The following is an 18,230-nucleotide window of genomic DNA, read 5'->3' as shown; positions in this document are numbered from 1 at the left end:
CCGGCAACAACCGGTTGATTTCCGAATTGATTCGCACTTCTTTAAGCGTTTCGTGTATTCAGACTTTTTATTGCAACGCAATAAAAAACCCGATATCAAACCGGATTATCGATGTCGATAAAGAGGTGTTCTAAGTCGAACTGCTCCGACAGGTGGGCCCCCAGCGCCTGCGCACCGAAGCGCTCGGTCGCATGGTGCCCCGCCGCGAGAAATGCAACCCCGCTTTCGGCGGCGATGTGCGTCGTCTGCTCCGAAATCTCACCGGTCAAAAAGACATCGGCCCCGGCGTCGATAGCCGCTTCAAAGTAGCTTTGCGCCGCGCCCGTGCACCACCCGATGCGCCGCAACTCCCGATCGGGGTCGCCAAGCACGAGCGGCGCGCGCCCGAGCGTCTGCTCGACTTGCGCAACGAAATGCGCCAGCGTGATCGGCATCGGCAATGTGGCCAACCAACCCAGGTCGTCGGCGCCGAAGTGCGCATCGCCGATCCATCCCATGCGCGCACCCAATTGCGCGTTATTGCCGTAGTCAGGGTGCGCATCGAGAGGCAGATGGTAGGCGAAAAGATTCATGTCGTTGGCGATAATCGTGCGCAACCGCCTAAATTTGCGCCCGGTGATCTGCGGCATTTCGTTTCGCCAAAAGTAGCCATGGTGTACAAGCATGGCATCCGCCCCCCATTCGAGCGCCGCTTCGACAAATGCAAGCGAGGCGGTCACGCCGGTGGCAAGCTTGTCGATGCGGCGGCGCCCTTCGACTTGCAGCCCATTAGGGCAGTAGTCCTTGAAGCGGGCCGTATCGAGCATGTCGTTCAAGTACAATTCAAGTTCGATCCGATCCATAGAAACCTCGATTCTTCAAATGCTTAGACGCTTTTGGCTGTTCTTTGCCCAAGCGGTGACGGTGCTGCTCGCGCTGATATTCATCGTGGTGACGCTCAAGCCCCAATGGCTGCAGCGCCAGGGGCAATTCGGCAAGCAACTCGCTTCGCCGATCGTCGCGCTGCGCCAAGTCGCGCCTGGCGCGGGTTCAGCCACACCCGCCACCTCCTACGCCGAGGCAGCCCAAAAAGCCATGCCGGCCGTGGTCAACGTGTTTTCAGGCAAGGGTGGATCGCTGCCACCGAATCCGCAGGCCAACGACCCGCTGTTTCGTTACTTCTTCGGCAACCCCAAAGGCGGCAAACAACAACAGCAGCAGGACGAACCCGCGACGAATCTGGGTTCCGGCGTAATCGTCAGCTCGGAAGGCTACATTCTAACGAACCAGCACGTAGTGGACGGCGCGGATCAGATCGAGATCGCGCTGGCCGATGGCCGCCGGACCACGGCAAAGGTGGTCGGGGTCGACCCGGAAACGGATCTCGCGGTGCTCAAAATCAACATGACGAGCCTGCCCATCATCACGCTCGGGCGCACCGAGGAGGCCCGCGTCGGCGACGTGGTACTGGCGATCGGCAACCCGTTCGGCGTCGGCCAGACGGTCACGATGGGCATCATCAGCGCACTCGGGCGCAACCACCTCGGCATCAATACGTTCGAGAACTTCATTCAGACCGATGCGCCGATCAACCCGGGCAATTCGGGCGGCGCGCTTGTCGACGCGCAAGGCAACCTGCTCGGCATCAACACGGCGATCTACTCACGCTCAGGCGGCTCGCTCGGCATCGGCTTCGCCATCCCGGTCTCCACCGCTAAAAGCGTGTTGGAGAGCATTATCACCACCGGCACGGTCACCCGGGGCTGGATCGGGGTCGAGCCCCAGGACGTCACGCCGGCCATCGCCGAATCGTTCGGGCTCGAACAAAAGGGCACGATCGTAGCGGGCGTGCTGCAAGGCGGCCCCGCGGATAAGGCCGGAATCAAGCCCGGCGACGTCCTGCTCGATGTGAACGGCCAGGAAATCACCGATACGACGCGGCTTTTGAACGTCATCGCGCAAATCAAGCCCGGCAGCGACGCCAAAGTCCGGCTGATGCGCAAGAGCAAGCAAATGGAGCTCGACGTGATGATCGGCAAACGCCCGCCACCGCCGAAGCAGGGCAACGGCGACGAAGGGCAGCAACAGGACGAATGAGGCTGGCGGTGTGGCGTGCGGCGTGCCGCGTGCCCGCGTCGTTGCCTGCATAACTAGCTCGCCGCGCTTTCGCTCTCGCCGTCGCCGTCCGCTGCGGACCGGTCCTTGCCGACAATCAGGCGTGCGGCGACGATGCCCGCTTCGTACAGCACGATCAGCGGCACGGCCAGGATCAGTTGCGAGAACACGTCGGGCGGCGTGACAACCGCCGCCACCACGAAGGCGCCGACGATCACATATGGCCGGATATCCCGCAGCTTCTTGATCGTCAGCACGCCCATGCGCACGAGCAGCACAACCACGATAGGCACTTCGAACGTCACCCCGAATGCGAGAAACATCGTCAGCACGAAGCTGAGATAGTTGTCGATATCGGTGGTCATCTCCGCGCCGAGCGGCGCGTTGTAGTGCGCCATGACGCGAAACAACGTCGGGAACACGACGAAGTAAGCGAACGCCATGCCGCATAAGAACAGCGCGTAGCTGCTGCCGACGAGCGGCGCGACGAGCCGCTTCTCGTGCTGATAAAGCCCGGGCGCCACGAACGCCCAGACTTGGTAAAGCACCACGGGCAGCGCAATCACGAATGCCACGAGCATCGTCACTTTCATCGGCACAAAAAACGAGCCAGTGACATCGGTGACGATCATCTTGCCGCCGGCCGGCAGGTTCTGCATCAACGGCCGCGCCAGCAACCGGAAAATGTCAGGCGCCCAGTAGACGAGGGAGACGAAAATCACGACGACGGCAATGCCGGCCCGGATGATCCGGTCGCGCAACTCGACGAGATGCGAGATGAAGGTCTCTTGTGTGCCTTCGTCCTCGTCTGCATTCGGGTTGGGATGCTGATCCTGATGCTGATTTTGGTTCGGGTTGGGGTCGCTCACACCGGCCCTCGTTGGAAGTTCGACGCGTACGGCATCGCTTGAGGAAAGACGGAAAACGTCAGGAGGATGCCCATTCGGTCAGAGAAAACGTCTGGGCGTGCGCAGGCTCGGCGGCGTATGGCGCGCAACGCGCGCCGCGCCCGATTGCACATGCGTGCGCAACCCGTTGGCCCGCTTGTACCAGACGGGTGTTGCAAGCCGCTTCGCTCGCCAGCTGCGCCGCTTGGCAACGGACAGCGCTGCGCCGCGTGCCGCAGCCGTACCGTCTGAATCGCCTGACGCCGCCCCGCCGGCGATACTCGGAGACACATTTGTGCCGAGTTGCCAAGCCTCGTTCAGCTCAGCCTCATGGCGACGGACATTCTCGTGAATCGTATTTTCCACGTTGCGCGCCGCCGATTGGAATTCAGTCTTCACGCGGCGCAGCTCTTCCAATTCGATTTCGCGCGTGACTTGGGCTTTGACATCGTTGATGTAGCGCTGGGCACGGCCGAACAGGGCCCCGGCCGTGCGCGCCACGCGCGGCAGCCGCTCTGGGCCGAGCACGACCAGCGCAACCACGCCGATCAAAGCCATTTTGGTCAGACCGAGGTCAAGCATCGCGTTGGCGCTATCCGGGGAACGCTGGCAGCGTGGCGCCCGGCATCAGCGGTAGTCGCTCGAACGGACTTTTTCCTTGGCGTCGACATCGACGGCGCCGGAATTGGGCAGCTCGCGCCGCTCACTGCCGGCCGCAGGTGCCGCCGGCTCGTCGCTTTCCTTCATCCCTTCCTTAAAACCCTTTACCGCGCTGCCCAGGTCGCCGCCGATGTTGCGCAGCTTCTTCGTGCCGAAAACGAGCGCCACGATCAGCAGCACGATCAGCCAGTGCCAAATACTCAACGAACCCATGAAAGTCTCCCAAACCCCGCCGCGACATGGCAATCATATCCGGCCCAACGATACCGGCCTCGCAGCCGCAACCAGCGCGCATATGCCCCGCATAGGCGCCGCCGCATCAACCCCGCCCCCCGCTTCTTCTTACCCCATGCGCAGCCACGGCCGCGGCCCCGCCAGCAGGTGAGCGTGCAGGTGATACACCTCTTGCCCGCCACCCGGCCCCGTATTGATCACCGCTCGAAAGCCCGTTTCGCCGCCCGTGTAAGCGCAGCCGAGTTCGGCGGCCAAGCGCGACACCAGAACCATCATTCTACCAAGCAGCGGGGCATCGCTTTCGGTGCAATGCGAGAGCGTATCGATATGTTTTCTCGGAATGACGAGAACGTGCGTTTCGGCCGCGGGACGAATGTCCTTGAACGCGACGAACTCGTCGTCTTCATGGACTTTCGTGCTCGGGATCTCGCCCGCGGCGATCTTGCAGAAAAGACAATTTTCGTGACTCATGGTCTTCCCGGTTACTACGCGACACTGACAAGCGGCGGTGTCAGAACCACGCGCGCGACGCCAGCGGTTTATTGTCGTAAAGATACAGCCAGCCCTTGACGATACGGTAAAGCATCCAAATCGATACCGCAGCAAGAATCGGAAAACCGATTATCGCGACGATCAGCATGCCACCGATGATATAGCCGGCCAACGCAATCCAGAACGTGCGAATCTGCCACTCGAAGTGAGCGGCGTAGGGCGTGCCGGCCGCATCGGGGCGTTTGACGTAGTCGATGATGATCGCGATCAGCCCAGTTATACCGCCCGTGAACCAGTGCAGCGCATAAAGCGCATAGAGCACGTGCGTCAGCGTACGAAGATTGCGTTCGCGGTCGACGTCAATCGTCACCGGATAAGGTGCCGGGGCACGTTCGCCTTGCGGGTCTTCCATCTTGGCTCTCCTCGGTTCGCCAGTGAAGCTCTGGCGGGGGCGGGCTTCGTCAGCCGCCGTTTTCTTCGCGCTCGCGGCGCTTTCTAAGCGCCTTTTCTTCAATGCCCGACAGCCCTTCCCGCCGCTCGAGTTCGGCGACAACATCAGCGGGGCTCAAATCGAAATGCGACAGCATGACGAGGCAGTGAAACCACAGATCGGCCACTTCGCCCACCAGTGCAACACGCGCGCCGCCCTGACGGACGTCTTTTGCGGCGAGGACCACTTCCGTGGCTTCTTCGCCGATTTTCTTCAGCACGGCGTCGTCGCCGCGATGAAACAGGCGCGCTACATACGAGCTTTCCGGATCGCCGCCCTTGCGGCTATCGATGACGGCGGCAAGCCGCATTAGCGTGTCTTCGGTCGATGGCATCGGTGAGGTGGGCTGCATTATCGGTAGATCTGATCGGGGTCTTTCAGCACCGGGTCGACAGCGATCCAGTCGCCTTCGTCGGCCGTGCCTTCGAATTTTTGGAAAAAGCACGAATGGCGGCCCGTATGGCAGGCGATGCCCGAAACCTGCTCGACTTTCAGCAGGACGACATCTTCGTCGCAATCGAGCCGCACTTCATGCACACGTTGAACGTGACCCGACTCCTCGCCCTTGAACCATAAGCGTTGGCGCGAGCGCGAGAAGTACACGGCGCGGCCTGTCTCGATCGTCTTGGCAAGGGCCTCGCGGTTCATCCAGGCGAACATCAGCACGTCGTTCGTCGCCACTTCCTGCGCGATGACGGGCACCAGGCCATTGACGTCCCATTGCACCTTGTCGAGCCACGGTTTGTCAGGGGTCGTCATGTCAGTCTCACAGAGATGCCTTGCCCGGCCATAAAGCGCTTCGCCTCGCCGACCGTATGCTCGCCATAGTGGAAAATGCTCGCGGCCAGCACCGCGTCGGCGCGCCCTTGCACGATGCCGTCCGCCAGATCCTGCAGCGAACCCACCCCGCCCGAGGCGATCACCGGCACCGGCACCGCGTCCGACACGGCGCGTGTGAGCGCCAGGTCAAAGCCGCTTTTCGTGCCGTCGCGGTCCATGCTCGTCAGCAAAATCTCGCCCGCACCGAATTCGGCCATTTGACGCGCCCATTGAACGGCGTCGAGCCCGGTGCCCTTGCGGCCACCGTGCGTGAAGACTTCCCAGCGCGGCGCGTCGTTCGCGCCGCCTGCGGCCGCTACGCGCTTCGCATCGATTGCCACGACAATGCATTGCGAGCCGTATCTCGCAGCGGCATCGCGCACCAGTTGCGGGTTCGCGACAGCCGACGAGTTCATGCCGACCTTATCAGCCCCCGCGTTAAGCAGCCGCCGCACATCTTCGACAGCGCGCACGCCGCCGCCGACCGTCAGCGGAATAAAAACCTGCGAAGCGACGGCCTCGATGATCGGCAAAATCAGATCGCGCCCGTCGGACGTCGCGGTGATGTCGAGAAAGGTCAGTTCGTCTGCGCCCTGCGCGTCATAACGGCGCGCGATTTCAACCGGGTCGCCGGCGTCGCGTAATTCGACGAAATTGACCCCCTTCACGACGCGACCGGCGGTGACGTCAAGACAGGGAATGATGCGTTTAGCTAGAGCCATGATGGTTCAAGTGCTGCTGATAGGACCGCCCGCGCGAACGCAGGCAGCGTCGTGCCATCTACATGCGTGGCGTGCCGTGCGGCCGTTTTATGCGTCGTCCGACTCGCGCGACGTATCAGCACGCGTTTGCGCAGCAGCGAAATCGAGATCGCCCGAATAAATCGCACGCCCGCAAATCACGCCTTCGATACCTTCGTCCTCGACCTCGCACAACGCGTCGATATCGGCAAGGTTCGAGAGCCCGCCGCTCGCAATGACCGGAATCTTCACGGCTCGGGCCAAGCGCACCGTGGCGTCGATGTTGACTCCTTGCAGCATGCCGTCACGGCCGATATCGGTATAGATGATCGATTCGCAGCCGTAATCCTCGAACTTCTGGGCCAGATCGACGACTTCGTGGCCCGTCAGCTTGCTCCATCCGTCCGTGGCGACCTTGCCGTCGCGGGCGTCGAGCCCCACGATGATATGACCGCCGAAGGCCGTGCAGGCGTCCTGCAAGAAGCCGGGGTTCTTCACCGCGGCTGTGCCGATGATGACGTAGGACAGCCCTTCGTCGAGATAGCGTTCGATCGTTTCGAGGTCGCGAATGCCTCCGCCCAACTGGACGGGGATTTCGCCGGCGACTTCTTCGATGATCGAGCGGATGGCTTCCTCGTTTTTCGGCTTGCCGGCGAATGCGCCGTTCAAGTCGACGAGATGCAGCCGCCTCGCGCCCCGATCGACCCAGTGACGGGCCATCGCGGCGGGATCTTCGGAAAAGATCGTCGCCTGGTCCATATCGCCTTGTTTGAGGCGCACACACTGACCGTCCTTGAGGTCGATGGCGGGAATCAGCAGCATAGCTATCGAGTGAAATCTGGAATGGGTTGGACGTCGTCGGCACGCGCCCGGCCCGTCAAGCGTCAGGGGGGCCGGGCCGTTTCGGTAGTTTAGTACAGTCTTTCAACACGCCAAGCGCCAAACGGGCGCAAAAACGCGCGAAAATCATGGGTTCCAATAAACGAAGTTACGGTAGACCCGAAGCCCCGTTTCGGCGCTTTTTTCGGGGTGAAACTGCGTGGCAAAGAGGTTCTCCCGCGCAACGGCCGACGTAAACACCGCGCCGTAATCGGTTTCGCCCACACTATGGGCCGGATTGTCCGGAACCACATAGTAGCTGTGCACGAAATAAAAAAAGCTGTTGTCGGCCACGCCCTCGAACAGCGGGTGCGGTCTGACCTGCCGTACACGGTTCCAACCCATTTGCGGCACTTTGAAGCGCGAACCGTCGTCTTGCAGCCGGCCTTCGAGCGCGAAACGCACAACCTTGCCCGGCATCAGCCCAAGCCCGTTCGTGTCGCCTTCGGCACTCCAGTCGAACAGCATCTGCTCGCCCACGCACACGCCCATCATCGGCTTGGTCCGCGCCGCTTCGAGCACTGAATCAAGCAAACCCGACTCGCGCAGGCCGCGCATGCAATCAGGCATCGCGCCCTGGCCCGGCAGCACGATGCGATCGGCCGCGCGAATGCCCCCGGCAAGCGCGACGATCGCCACATCCGCCTCCGGAGCCGCCTTCCTCAGCGCCTGCTGCACCGAGCGCAGGTTGCCCATCCCGTAATCGACAATCGCAATCTTTTTCATCGCAAATTAGGCAGTAACGCCTTCAATCCGTCGACGATGAACTCCACCGCCAGCGCTGACAACATCAAGCCCATCAACCGCGTGCCGACGTTGATGCCGGTTTGCCCGACCCAGCGTGCAATCGGCTCGGCCAGCCGCAATGCACCGAAGCAGATGACGGCGAGCACAGCACCGATGGCGACCAAACCGAGGCGGTCGTACCAGTGATGAGCGCCCGCCGCATAGACGATCACCGTGCTGATCGAGCCCGGCCCCGTCAGCAACGGAATCGCAAGCGGCACCACCGCGATGCTGTTCTTCGATTCGGCCTCGTTGCGCTCTTCCGGCGTCGCACGTGCGTTGCCGATTTGCGCGTTAAGCATGTTGATCGCCATCAGCAACATGATGATGCCGCCGCCCACTTCAAGGGAGCCGACCGAAATACCGAAAAAACTGATGATCTGCTGGCCAAGCAGGGTCGTCACGGCGATCACGCAAAACACCGAGATCGAAGCAATGCGGATCGTGCGCCGCCGCTCCGCATCGGAATTGTCCGACGTCAGGCTCAGGAAGAACGGCACGGCGCCGACCGGGTTGATCAGCGCCAGCAGCGAAATAAACGATTTCAGGAGGTCCATCGATGTGCGCGGCGCGTACGCCGCTCAAGTCATGCCCGTTCGTGGGTCGCTCGCGAGCCGTGGCGAGCCTTATCGAAACCTCAGAGACTGCCCTTGGTCGACGGAATCTGCCCCGCCGCGCGTTCGTCCAGCTCCACGGCCATGCGCACCGCACGACCAAATGCCTTGAAGACCGTTTCCATCTGATGATGCGCATTCGCGCCGCGCAGATTGTCGATGTGCAGCGTGATCTTCGCGTGATTCACGAAGCCGCGAAAGAATTCGCCGGCCAGATCGACATCGAACGTGCCGATGCGCGCCCGCGTGAACGGCACGTTCATTTCCAGCAGCGGCCGGCCCGAAAAATCGACCACCACGCGTGAAAGCGCTTCATCGAGCGGCACGTAGGCATGACCGTAGCGGCGAATGCCCTTTTTATCGCCGAGCGCCTGGGCAAAAGCCATGCCCAGCGTGATGCCGGTATCTTCGACGGTATGGTGATCGTCGATGTGCAAGTCGCCATGCGCCTCGATCTCGAGATCGATCAGGCCATGACGGGCGATCTGATCGAGCATGTGGTCGAGAAACGGCACCCCGGTAGCGAGCTTTTGTTCGCCGGTGCCGTCCAGATTGATCTTCACGCGGATCTGCGTTTCGCTGGTATTGCGAACGACTTGCGCAACGCGCATGTAAAACCTCGAATCGAGCAGGATAAAAACAGGGATGGGGGCATTTTACCTGCGTTTTCGACGAAAACCTCCGCCGCGTTGGCGCAAAGCGCCAGCCCGCTATTTCAGCACGAGCGCCAATGCCGCCAGCAACTGCGCATTTTCCTCAGCTGTGCCGACGGTCAAGCGCACGCAATTGTCCAGCAGCGGATGGACCCGCGACACGTTCTTGATCAACACACGCGCCGTGCACAGCGTCTCGAAGACGGCATCCGCATCGGGCACGCGCACGAGCAAAAAGTTGCCCGCGCTCGGAAATACCGTCGCACCGGGCATCGCGGCAACCGCTGCGGCCAGCTTCGCGCGCTCGCCGCGCAGCAAAGCCGCTTGGGCCTCGAGCACATCGACGTGATCGAGCATAAATTCGGCTGCCGCCTGCGTCAGCACGTTCACGTTATAAGGCGGGCGGACCTTGTCGAGTTCGTCGAGCCAGGCCGCGTCGCCGACGAGGTAGCCGAGCCGAATGCCCGCCAACCCGAGCTTCGACACCGTGCGCATCACGACGACATTGTCGAATTCACGCACGCGCGGCAGCCAGCTGCGCTGCGCGAACGGTTGGTAAGCCTCGTCGATTACGACAAGGCCGTGGCGCTCGCCGGCCGCAGTGATGATCCGCTCGATATCGGCATCGAGGTACAGCGTCCCCGTCGGATTGTTGGGATACGAGAGGTAGATCACAGCCGGCTCGTGCTCGGCGATGGCAGCAATGACCGCTTCGGTATCGAGCGTGAAATCGGGCCGGTGCGGCACGCCGATAAATTCAAGCTTGGCGAATTTGGCCGACATCTGGTACATGACGAATCCCGGCACCGGCGCCAGCAGCTTCGCCCCCGGCTTCGCGCAAGCCATGGCGATCATGCTGATGATTTCGTCCGAACCGTTGCCAAGCAGCACGCCGCAGTGCTCGGGCACACCCATGACCCGCTTGATCTTGTCGATCAGCGCCGCCGGCCGCGGCGCCGGATAGCGGTTCAGCGCAACGCCCGCGAGGTGCTCGCCCAACTGCGTGGCCAGCGGCTCTGGCAGCGTGAACGGATTTTCCATCGCGTCGAGCTTCACGAAGCCGGTCGCGTCGGGCACCGGGTAGCTCGTCATCGCCAATACGTCGGCGCGAATGATGTCTTGTGGTCGGGTCATGGTTGGGTTGCAGGCATTGCGTTCGTTGGCGCTCGTTGGCGTTCGGCTCAGCCGGTTTGCTTCATGCGGTACTCGGCGCTCTTCGCGTGCGCGGGCAGCCCTTCACCGTAGGCCAGCTCCGCCGCGATCTCGCCAAGCGTCTGCGCCCCCTCCCCGCTCACTTCGATCACGCTCGAACGTTTAAAAAAGTCGTACACGCCAAGCGGCGACGAAAAACGCGCGGTGCGCGAAGTGGGCAGCACGTGGTTCGGCCCGGCGCAGTAATCGCCCAGACTTTCGCTCGTGTAGCGGCCGATGAAGATCGCGCCCGCATGGCGGATTTCATTCGCCCATTGCTGCGCGTCAAGCGCCGAGATCTCGATATGCTCGGGCGCGATCTGGTTTGCGATCGAGCACGCCTCAGCCATATCGCGCACTTTCACCAGCGCACCGCGCCCTTCGAGCGAGCGCTGAATGACCTCGCGGCGCGGCATCGTCGGCAGCAGCTCAGCGATTGCGCCCTCGACGCGCGTGATGAACGCATCGTCCGGGCACAGCAGGATCGATTGCGCGAGCTCGTCGTGTTCCGCCTGGGAGAAGAGGTCCATCGCGATCCAGCGCGGGTCGGTCGTGCCATCGCACAGTATGAGGATTTCGGACGGCCCGGCAATCATGTCGATGCCGACTGTGCCGAACACGCGGCGCTTGGCCGACGCGACATAGGCGTTGCCGGGCCCGCAGATCTTGTCGACGGCCGGCACCGTCGCCGTACCGTAAGCGAGCGCGCCGATGGCCTGCGCGCCGCCGATCGTGAAGACGCGATCGGCGCCGCCCAATAGCGCCGCGGCCAAAACGAGCGGGTTTTGTACGCCGTCGGGCGTCGGCACGACCATCACAATCTCGCGCACGCCGGCCACACGCGCTGGAATAGCATTCATCAGCACCGACGACGGATAGGCCGCTTTGCCGCCCGGCACGTAAATGCCGGCGCGATCGAGCGGCGTGACCTTCTGGCCGAGCACTGTGCCGTCCGCTTCCGTGTACTGCCAGCTATGGCTGCCGCATTCGAGCTTCTGCTTCTCGTGATACGCCCGCACGCGCGCGGCGGCCGCCTCAAGCGCCGCGCGCTGCTTCGGCTGAAGGCTGTCCAATGCGGCCTCCAGCGCCGTCTGCGGCAACTCGAGCGCCGCGACGCTGGGCGCGTCGAGCCGGTCGAAGCGGTTCGTGTATTCGAGCACGGCCGCGTCGCCACGCGCTTTCACGTCGGCAAGAATCTGCCCGACCGAGCGTTCGATGGCTTCATCCTCACTCGCCTCGAAGGCGAGCACCGACGCAAGCGCCGGGCCAAAATCGGTGGCGCTCGAATCGAGTTTGCGAATCTTCAAAGACATACGGGTATCCGTTCCGTTAAGGCGCGCAGCGTCGCGTCGCGTCGTTCGCGTTGCTCACGCGGGCGCGTCTCCGCTCGTCGATGCGCGTTCGAACGCATCGAGAAACGGTCTGAGCGCCGCGCGCTTCAACTTGAGCGCAGCCTGGTTCACCACGAGGCGAGAGGAAATTTGCATGATCTCTTCAACCTCGACGAGATGGTTCGCGCGCAGGGTGCCGCCCGAGCTCACCAGGTCGACGATCGCATCGGCCAGCCCGACCAGCGGCGCAAGCTCCATCGAGCCATAAAGTTTGATCAAATCGACATGCACGCCCTTCGCCGCAAAATGTTCGCGCGCGGTTTGCACGTACTTCGTCGCGACCCGCAAGCGCGCGCCCTGGCGCACCGCGTTGGCATAGTCGAAACCGGCCTTCACCGCAACCGACATCCGGCAATGCGCGATATTGAGGTCGATCGGCTGATACAGCCCGCTGCCGCCGTGTTCGAGCAGCACGTCCTTGCCCGCCACGCCGAAATCCGCCGCACCGTATTCGACGTAAGTCGGCACGTCCGTCGCGCGCACGACGATGACGCGCAGGTTGGGTGCGCTCGTCGTCAAGATCAGCTTGCGCGAGGTTTCCGGGTCCTCGGCAACCTCGACGCCGGCCGCCGCCAGCAACGGCATCGTTTCCTCGAAAATGCGCCCCTTCGACAGCGCAAGCGTCAACGGCACGGCACTCATGCGCGGCCTCCGGCATTCGCCGAAACGCGGCGCACGTTCGCACCGATGCGCGTCAGCTTGTCTTCCATGCGGTCGTAGCCGCGATCGAGGTGATAGATGCGGTCGACGAGCGTCTCGCCCTGCGCGCACAGCCCCGCAATCACGAGGCTCGCCGAAGCACGCAGGTCGGTTGCCATGACCGTCGCGCCCGAAAGCGCCGGCATGCCGGTCACGAACGCCGTGTTGCCGTCCACCGTGATATGCGCGCCGAGCCGGTTCAGTTCCTGCACGTGCATGAAGCGGTTCTCGAAGATGGTCTCGACAACCTGCGCGCTGCCCTTGGCAATGGCGTTGAGCGCCATGAACTGCGCCTGCATGTCGGTCGGAAACGCAGGATATTCGGACGTGCGCACGGCAACGGCATGCGGACGCCGGTTCATCCGCACACGCAGCCAATCGTCGCCCTCTTCGATCGTCACGCCGGCTTCGCGCAATTTGCTGATGACGGCATCAAGCGTATGCGGGCGCACCTGACGCAGCGTGACGTCGCCGCCGGCCGCCGCGACGGCACACAAAAACGTGCCCGCCTCGATGCGGTCCGCAATGACGGTATGGTAGGCGCCGTGCAATTTCTCGACACCCTGGATCACGAGCCGATCGGTGCCGATGCCGTCGATCTTCGCGCCCATCGCCACGAGCAAATGCGCGAGATCGCCCACTTCCGGTTCGCGCGCCGCGTTTTCGAGCACGGTTTCGCCATCGGCCAGCACCGCCGCCATCAGCAGATTCTCGGTGCCGGTCACCGTGATCATGTCCGTCACGATGTGCGCGCCTTTAAGCCGCGTGGCCCGTGCTTCGATATAGCCGTGCGCAAGCTCAATGTGCGCGCCCATCGCCTGTAACCCACGAATATGCTGGTCGACCGGGCGCGCGCCGATGGCGCAGCCGCCCGGCAGCGACACGGTCGCCGTGCCGAAACGCGCAAGTAGCGGCCCGAGCACGAGGATCGACGCGCGCATCGTCTTCACCAGTTCGTAAGGCGCCACCGGGTTGTCGACGTGGGTCGCATCGAGCGACATCGCCCCGCCCGAGGTCTCGGCGCGCATGCCCATCTGCTCGAGCAACGCGAGCATCGTGCGCACGTCTTTCAGGTCGGGCACGTTCTCGAGATTGACCGGCTCGGCAGCGAGCAGGCTCGCGCAGAGAATCGGCAATGCGGCGTTCTTGGCGCCCGAGATGCGCACTTCGCCAGAAAGCGTCCGGCCGCCTTCGATCGCAAGCTTGTCCATGCTGAGCTGTCCCTGGTTGACGTCGCCTTCCGTCCGCTTTGCCTGTGCGGCGCGGCTGCCGGCCGCCCGCATATCGTCTTGAGTGTCTTGAGTAATGCGCACTAACTTTCCTGGATTATTTGTCTTGCCATTCCGCGGGGGTGAGCGTCTTCATGCTCAGCGCGTGGATTTCGGCCTTCATGCGCGCACCGAGCGCAGCATAGACGAGCTGATGGCGTTGAATCGGGCGCTTGCCCTCGAACGCGTCCGATACGATCGTCGCAAAAAAATGCTGTCCATCGCCCTCGACCTCGAGATGCTTGCAGGCAAGCCCTGCTTCGATGTATTGCTTGACTTCATCGGGAGTCGGCAACATGGTGAGCACTCCTATCTGTCTGATTCAATGACGCAGCTTGTAGCCCGTTGCGACGAGACGCATCGCGAGCACGGCAACCAGCGCGAAAAATACGGCAACGACACCGAGGCTTGCGAGCGGATCAACATCCGACACACCGAAAAAGCCATAGCGAAAGCCGTCGATCATATAAAAAAACGGGTTCAGCCTTGACACGTCGCGCCATAGATCAGGCAGCGTATGCGTCGAGTAGAACACGCCCGAGAGGAACGTGAGCGGCATGATCAGAAAATTCTGGAACGCGGCCAACTGATCGAACTTCTCCGCCCAAATGCCCGCGATGAGCCCCAACGTGCCGAGAATCGCCGAGCCAAGCACGGCGAACGCGACGATATAAAGCGGCGCGGCGAACGATGTCGGCACAAACCAGATCGTCACGACCAACACGCCGAATCCGACCACCAGGCCGCGCACGGCCGACGCAAGCACATAGGCGCCGAATATTTCCCAGTGCGTGAGCGGCGGCAGCAGCACAAAAACGAGGTTGCCGGTGATCTTCGATTGGATCAGCGACGACGAACTATTGGCGAACGCGTTTTGCAGCACAGTCATCATCACGAGCCCCGGGATCAGAAAGCTCGTGTACTCGACGCCCGCATAGACTTCGACATGGTCACGCAACGCATGACCGAAAATCGTCAGGTAAAGCAGTGCCGTGATGATCGGGGCAAGCACGGTCTGGAACGACACCTTCCAAAACCGCAGGATCTCCTTATAGAACAGCGTGCGAAAGCCGCTCATGCGAGCCCCTCGACCAACTCGGGTCCGTTCATCAATTGAACGAAGACGTCTTCGAGATCGGCCTTGCGCACGTCGATTTCGTCGAACATGCAGCCCGCGGCGCGGCAGCGCGCGAGAATGCCTTCCACTTCGTCGTAACTCGACAAGCGCAGCAAATGCTCGCGCGCCCCTGGCGCCGACGGCTCAACTTCCAGCGCACGCAATTCGGACGGCAACAGCCCCGCCGAAAAACGCAAGAAAAGCTGCATGCCGGCAAAGCGTGCGAGCAGCGCGTGCGTGCGGTCGAGCGCGACAATCTCGCCGCGCCGCAGCATCGCGATGCGGTCGCATAGCGATTCGGCCTCTTCCAGATAATGCGTCGTCAGCACGATGGTGTGGCCTTCACGGTTGAGCCGCGAAATGAATTTCCACAGCGTCTGACGCAGTTCCACATCGACGCCGGCCGTCGGTTCGTCGAGCACGATCACGCGCGGCCGATGCACGAGCGCCTGCGCGACCAGCACACGCCGCTTCATGCCGCCCGAGAGCGCGCGCATATTCGCATCGGCTTTCTCGGTCAGATCGAGATTGGCCATCACTTCGTCGATCCAGGCGTCGTTGCGATGCAAACCGAAGTAGCCCGATTGGATTCGCAGCGTTTCGCGCACCGTGAAAAACGGATCGAAAACGAGCTCCTGCGGCACGACCCCGAGCGAACGGCGCGCCAACCGGAAGTCGGACACGACATCGTGCCCGAGCACCGAGACGCTGCCTTCGTCGGCACGGGCAAGCCCGGCAAGAATGCTGATCAGGGTGGTTTTGCCGGCGCCGTTGGGACCGAGCAGGCCGAAAAATTCGCCTTCGTCGACCGTCAAGCTGACGCCCTTGAGCGCTTGCAGTGTCTTGTAGCGCTTCTTGACGTTGCGGATCTCTATGGCTGACATGGATGTGCGCGACCTTTGTCGATGGCGCGCCTTTGTTTGGACGTGAAAAACGGACGCTGCGGGGCAGCCACGCCCCGGCGATGGCCCCGAAAATCGGTGCCGATCGGATGCCCGGAAAAACGGTTGATTATAGGCTAAGTCCGGCGGGCCGACTTACAGCCGCAGCGGTTGAGGGGCAACCGGACACAGGAGGCACAGGGGCGCAACGGATGCAATCGCCGAGGAACGTCTGAACGCCGCCTTGGCCGCACCGGGCAGCAAGACGCGACGTCGACCCGGCGTGCTCAGGCGTTCGAGGGAGGCGGCGTGGCGAGGATGGCGTCGACGCCGTAGACGCCGGCGAGGCTGATGAGCCCCTCGGGCATATTGACGACGTCGAACGCGCCGCCACGCGCAGCGGCCGCGCGCTGCCAAGCCAGCAGCACGGCGAGCGCCGATGAATCGAATTCCGCGAGGGCCGCGCAATCGGCGCCCACGGCACCGCTCGCGATGCTGGCGAGACCGTCCGCGAGCGCGCGCTTGGCGCTCGCGTGCGTGAGTACCGTGCCGACAGCAAAGCGGCTCGTCTGTTCGCTCACGACGGCTGCTTTCCCGCGGCGAGATCGTTGTTGCGCTGCGTCAGGAACTGGATCAGCCCCTGCACACCGCTTTCGTTGATCTTCGCGGAGAACTGCTGCTGATAGGCCTGAATGAGCCACGCGCCCGCTACGTTCAAGTCGTACACGCGCCAGCCCTGGGGCGTCTTGTAGAGCCGATAGTCGAGCTCGACCGGCTGGCCGTTGTTCATCACCTGGCTGCGCACGACGACATCGGTGTCGCCCGGGTTCGCGCGGAACGGCATGAACTGCACCTGCTGGTCGCGAACCTGCGACAGCGCGCCGGAGTAGGTCCGAATCAGCAGCATCTTGAATTGCTCGACCATTTGGTCTTGCTGCTGGGGCGAGGCCGAGCGCCAGGCCCGGCCCATCGCCAGTTGGGTCGTGCGGCGGAAATCGGTGTACGGCAGGATCTGCTGATTCACGACCTGCGTGATCCGGTTGATATCGCCGCTTTTGATCGATTTGTCAGCACGGATCGTATCGAGCACTTGGTTCGTGACGGTCTTGATCATGCCGTCGGGCGAGTTCGTGTCGACACCGTTCGGCGCGCTTTGCTGCGCGAACGCCGCGCCTGCGAACGAAATGAATGCCGTAAAAAGAGGAATCAGAAAAAATCTTTTCATCGTCAACCCTGAAGTTAAAAAGCCTGAGGTTGGAAGGCCGGCGCGCCGGGTAAGTTCAAGCTGCAACGTGCGCGACTCGGCAAGTTTCGTGTCCAAGTGTTACCACGGCAGCGTTATTTCAGACGAATCAGCGGCAAACCGGTGCGCTGCGGCGGCGGGACATACTGCTGCCCCGGCACCGTGTCGCTGTTCGGACCGCCGAGCGCCGCCGGCACAGCCGCATCGGATGCACCCGACGCCGCCGCGGGCGCTTGCGCCGACGGCGCCGAAGCGGGCGCTGTCGGTTCAGCCGCACTGCCTGATGCCGGCGCCACCGCTGCGGCCGGCGCCGCCGCGCCCACGCCGTCGTCGTCGTACTTCGGCAAAGGCTGCGCGCCGTCGCCATCGCTGCCGGTAATCAGATAGCGGCGACGCTGCAGGTACGCATTGCGCACGAACGAATATTTGTCGAGCGCGGCACCCGACAGCACATCGACCGTCGTCAGCAAATTCGCGCGCGTATTGACGAGATTCACGCCATAGAGCGCCCAACTAACCGACGACGGTTCCACGTACGTTAGCGGATTGCCATAGTAATCGACGATGAGCCCGCCTGCATCGCGCACCGTGCTCGGCCCGAGCAGCGGCAACACGAGATACGGACCCGACGGCACGCCATAATGGCCGAGCGTCACGCCAAAATCGGCCGCATGTTTCGGCAGCTTGGCCGCCGACGCCACGTCGAACAGGCCGCCGACGCCGAACAGCGTGTTGATCGTGACTCGCATGATGTCGCCGACGCCATCAGCAATCTTCAGCTGCAGCAACTCGTTCGCGGCGATGTAGACATCCCCGATATTCGAGAAAAAGTTCGTCACGCTGTTACGCACCGGCTGGGGCACCGCCCATTGATAGCCCTGTGCAACCGGTTTCAGAGCGTACTTGTCGAGCGTGTCGTTAAACGTAAACACGCCTCGATTGAAGCTCTCCAGCGGGTCGCCCGGTGTGGGCGTCTGAACTGACGCGCACCCGGCAAGCACCGCCGCCGCAATTGCCAACGTCACGTTTTTGGCGCGCGTGGTCTGCATTATTGTTCTCCGTGATGTTCCGTGCCAAGCGATACGACGCGCC

General features: G+C 62.6%; 24 protein-coding genes. 1 reads left to right on the top strand and 23 read right to left on the bottom strand.

Annotation, left to right across the window (positions count from 1 at the left end; all coding sequences use genetic code 11):
- Window positions 1-95 precede the first annotated feature (95 nt).
- The gene (locus ACSQ20_RS02000; protein WP_436016946.1) at window positions 96-842 is read right to left on the bottom strand and encodes a Nif3-like dinuclear metal center hexameric protein; all 747 of its coding nucleotides are present in this window, start codon (window positions 840-842) and stop codon (window positions 96-98) included.
- Window positions 843-861: 19 nt separating this feature from the next.
- On the opposite strand from ACSQ20_RS02000, the gene ACSQ20_RS01995 reads away from it, so the two are divergent.
- Window positions 862-2,076: a S1C family serine protease gene (locus ACSQ20_RS01995; protein ID WP_436016944.1), complete on the top strand. Its 1,215-nt coding sequence runs from the start codon at window positions 862-864 to the stop codon at window positions 2,074-2,076.
- 53 nt (window positions 2,077-2,129) lie between these two features.
- On the opposite strand, the gene tatC is transcribed toward ACSQ20_RS01995, so the two are convergent.
- From tatC to ACSQ20_RS01885, 22 genes are all read right to left on the bottom strand, one after another.
- The gene (gene tatC, locus ACSQ20_RS01990; protein ID WP_436016942.1) at window positions 2,130-2,963 is read right to left on the bottom strand and encodes a twin-arginine translocase subunit TatC; all 834 of its coding nucleotides are present in this window, start codon (window positions 2,961-2,963) and stop codon (window positions 2,130-2,132) included.
- 78 nt (window positions 2,964-3,041) lie between these two features.
- Complete coding sequence (tatB, locus tag ACSQ20_RS01985) at window positions 3,042-3,563, bottom strand: Sec-independent protein translocase protein TatB (RefSeq protein WP_436016940.1); 522 nt, start codon at window positions 3,561-3,563, stop codon at window positions 3,042-3,044.
- A 45-nt stretch (window positions 3,564-3,608) separates the two neighbouring features.
- Window positions 3,609-3,854: a Sec-independent protein translocase subunit TatA gene (tatA, locus tag ACSQ20_RS01980; protein ID WP_436016938.1), complete on the bottom strand. Its 246-nt coding sequence runs from the start codon at window positions 3,852-3,854 to the stop codon at window positions 3,609-3,611.
- Window positions 3,855-3,983: 129 nt separating this feature from the next.
- Window positions 3,984-4,346, bottom strand: coding sequence for a histidine triad nucleotide-binding protein (locus tag ACSQ20_RS01975; protein ID WP_436016936.1), 363 nt, complete (start codon window positions 4,344-4,346; stop codon window positions 3,984-3,986).
- 40 nt (window positions 4,347-4,386) lie between these two features.
- Window positions 4,387-4,779 carry a DUF4870 family protein gene (locus ACSQ20_RS01970; protein ID WP_436016934.1) on the bottom strand — a complete coding sequence of 131 codons (393 nt, stop codon included), beginning with the start codon at window positions 4,777-4,779 and terminating at the stop codon, window positions 4,387-4,389.
- A gap of 49 nt (window positions 4,780-4,828) precedes the next feature.
- Window positions 4,829-5,191 (bottom strand): phosphoribosyl-ATP diphosphatase, encoded by a 363-nt coding sequence (locus tag ACSQ20_RS01965; protein ID WP_436016932.1) that lies wholly within the window; start codon window positions 5,189-5,191, stop codon window positions 4,829-4,831.
- Window positions 5,192-5,208: 17 nt separating this feature from the next.
- Window positions 5,209-5,616: a phosphoribosyl-AMP cyclohydrolase gene (gene hisI / locus ACSQ20_RS01960; protein WP_436016930.1), complete on the bottom strand. Its 408-nt coding sequence runs from the start codon at window positions 5,614-5,616 to the stop codon at window positions 5,209-5,211.
- Complete coding sequence (gene hisF, locus ACSQ20_RS01955; RefSeq protein ID WP_436016928.1) at window positions 5,613-6,398, bottom strand: imidazole glycerol phosphate synthase subunit HisF; 786 nt, start codon at window positions 6,396-6,398, stop codon at window positions 5,613-5,615. Before hisF ends, hisI begins: the two co-directional genes overlap by 4 nt.
- A gap of 87 nt (window positions 6,399-6,485) precedes the next feature.
- Window positions 6,486-7,238: a 1-(5-phosphoribosyl)-5-[(5-phosphoribosylamino)methylideneamino]imidazole-4-carboxamide isomerase gene (gene hisA / locus ACSQ20_RS01950; RefSeq protein ID WP_436016926.1), complete on the bottom strand. Its 753-nt coding sequence runs from the start codon at window positions 7,236-7,238 to the stop codon at window positions 6,486-6,488.
- Between the two features lie 144 nt (window positions 7,239-7,382).
- A complete protein-coding gene (gene hisH, locus ACSQ20_RS01945) occupies window positions 7,383-8,021 on the bottom strand; it encodes an imidazole glycerol phosphate synthase subunit HisH (protein WP_436016924.1) in 639 nt (212 codons plus the stop codon).
- The gene (locus ACSQ20_RS01940; RefSeq protein ID WP_436016922.1) at window positions 8,018-8,638 is read right to left on the bottom strand and encodes a YchE family NAAT transporter; all 621 of its coding nucleotides are present in this window, start codon (window positions 8,636-8,638) and stop codon (window positions 8,018-8,020) included. The genes hisH and ACSQ20_RS01940 overlap by 4 nt, the downstream gene beginning before the upstream one ends.
- A gap of 80 nt (window positions 8,639-8,718) precedes the next feature.
- On the bottom strand, window positions 8,719-9,306 hold the full coding sequence (hisB, locus tag ACSQ20_RS01935; protein ID WP_436016920.1) for an imidazoleglycerol-phosphate dehydratase HisB: 588 nt from the start codon (window positions 9,304-9,306) through the stop codon (window positions 8,719-8,721).
- Window positions 9,307-9,405: 99 nt separating this feature from the next.
- Complete coding sequence (gene hisC, locus ACSQ20_RS01930; RefSeq protein WP_436016918.1) at window positions 9,406-10,482, bottom strand: histidinol-phosphate transaminase; 1,077 nt, start codon at window positions 10,480-10,482, stop codon at window positions 9,406-9,408.
- A gap of 47 nt (window positions 10,483-10,529) precedes the next feature.
- Window positions 10,530-11,852 carry a histidinol dehydrogenase gene (gene hisD, locus ACSQ20_RS01925; protein ID WP_436016916.1) on the bottom strand — a complete coding sequence of 441 codons (1,323 nt, stop codon included), beginning with the start codon at window positions 11,850-11,852 and terminating at the stop codon, window positions 10,530-10,532.
- Between the two features lie 54 nt (window positions 11,853-11,906).
- On the bottom strand, window positions 11,907-12,572 hold the full coding sequence (gene hisG / locus ACSQ20_RS01920; RefSeq protein ID WP_436016914.1) for an ATP phosphoribosyltransferase: 666 nt from the start codon (window positions 12,570-12,572) through the stop codon (window positions 11,907-11,909).
- Window positions 12,569-13,840: a UDP-N-acetylglucosamine 1-carboxyvinyltransferase gene (gene murA / locus ACSQ20_RS01915; protein WP_436022859.1), complete on the bottom strand. Its 1,272-nt coding sequence runs from the start codon at window positions 13,838-13,840 to the stop codon at window positions 12,569-12,571. Before murA ends, hisG begins: the two co-directional genes overlap by 4 nt.
- 115 nt (window positions 13,841-13,955) lie before the next feature.
- On the bottom strand, window positions 13,956-14,195 hold the full coding sequence (locus ACSQ20_RS01910) for a BolA family protein (protein WP_436016912.1): 240 nt from the start codon (window positions 14,193-14,195) through the stop codon (window positions 13,956-13,958).
- 24 nt (window positions 14,196-14,219) lie between these two features.
- Window positions 14,220-14,975, bottom strand: a complete 756-nt coding sequence (locus tag ACSQ20_RS01905; RefSeq protein WP_436016910.1) for an ABC transporter permease — start codon at window positions 14,973-14,975, stop codon at window positions 14,220-14,222.
- A complete protein-coding gene (locus ACSQ20_RS01900; RefSeq protein WP_436016908.1) occupies window positions 14,972-15,898 on the bottom strand; it encodes an ABC transporter ATP-binding protein in 927 nt (308 codons plus the stop codon). Before ACSQ20_RS01900 ends, ACSQ20_RS01905 begins: the two co-directional genes overlap by 4 nt.
- Window positions 15,899-16,182: 284 nt before the next feature.
- Window positions 16,183-16,476, bottom strand: a complete 294-nt coding sequence (locus ACSQ20_RS01895; RefSeq protein WP_436016906.1) for an STAS domain-containing protein — start codon at window positions 16,474-16,476, stop codon at window positions 16,183-16,185.
- The gene (locus ACSQ20_RS01890) at window positions 16,473-17,120 is read right to left on the bottom strand and encodes an MlaC/ttg2D family ABC transporter substrate-binding protein (protein WP_436016903.1); all 648 of its coding nucleotides are present in this window, start codon (window positions 17,118-17,120) and stop codon (window positions 16,473-16,475) included. The genes ACSQ20_RS01895 and ACSQ20_RS01890 overlap by 4 nt, the downstream gene beginning before the upstream one ends.
- Window positions 17,121-17,233: 113 nt before the next feature.
- Complete coding sequence (locus ACSQ20_RS01885) at window positions 17,234-18,187, bottom strand: MlaA family lipoprotein (RefSeq protein ID WP_436016901.1); 954 nt, start codon at window positions 18,185-18,187, stop codon at window positions 17,234-17,236.
- Window positions 18,188-18,230 lie beyond the last annotated feature (43 nt).

The organism is Trinickia sp. LjRoot230 (assembly GCF_964253315.1).
Classification (GTDB): Bacteria; Pseudomonadota; Gammaproteobacteria; order Burkholderiales; family Burkholderiaceae; genus Trinickia.
Note: the sequence above shows the minus strand (reverse complement) of the source record. Positions and strands in the feature narration are given on the sequence as shown.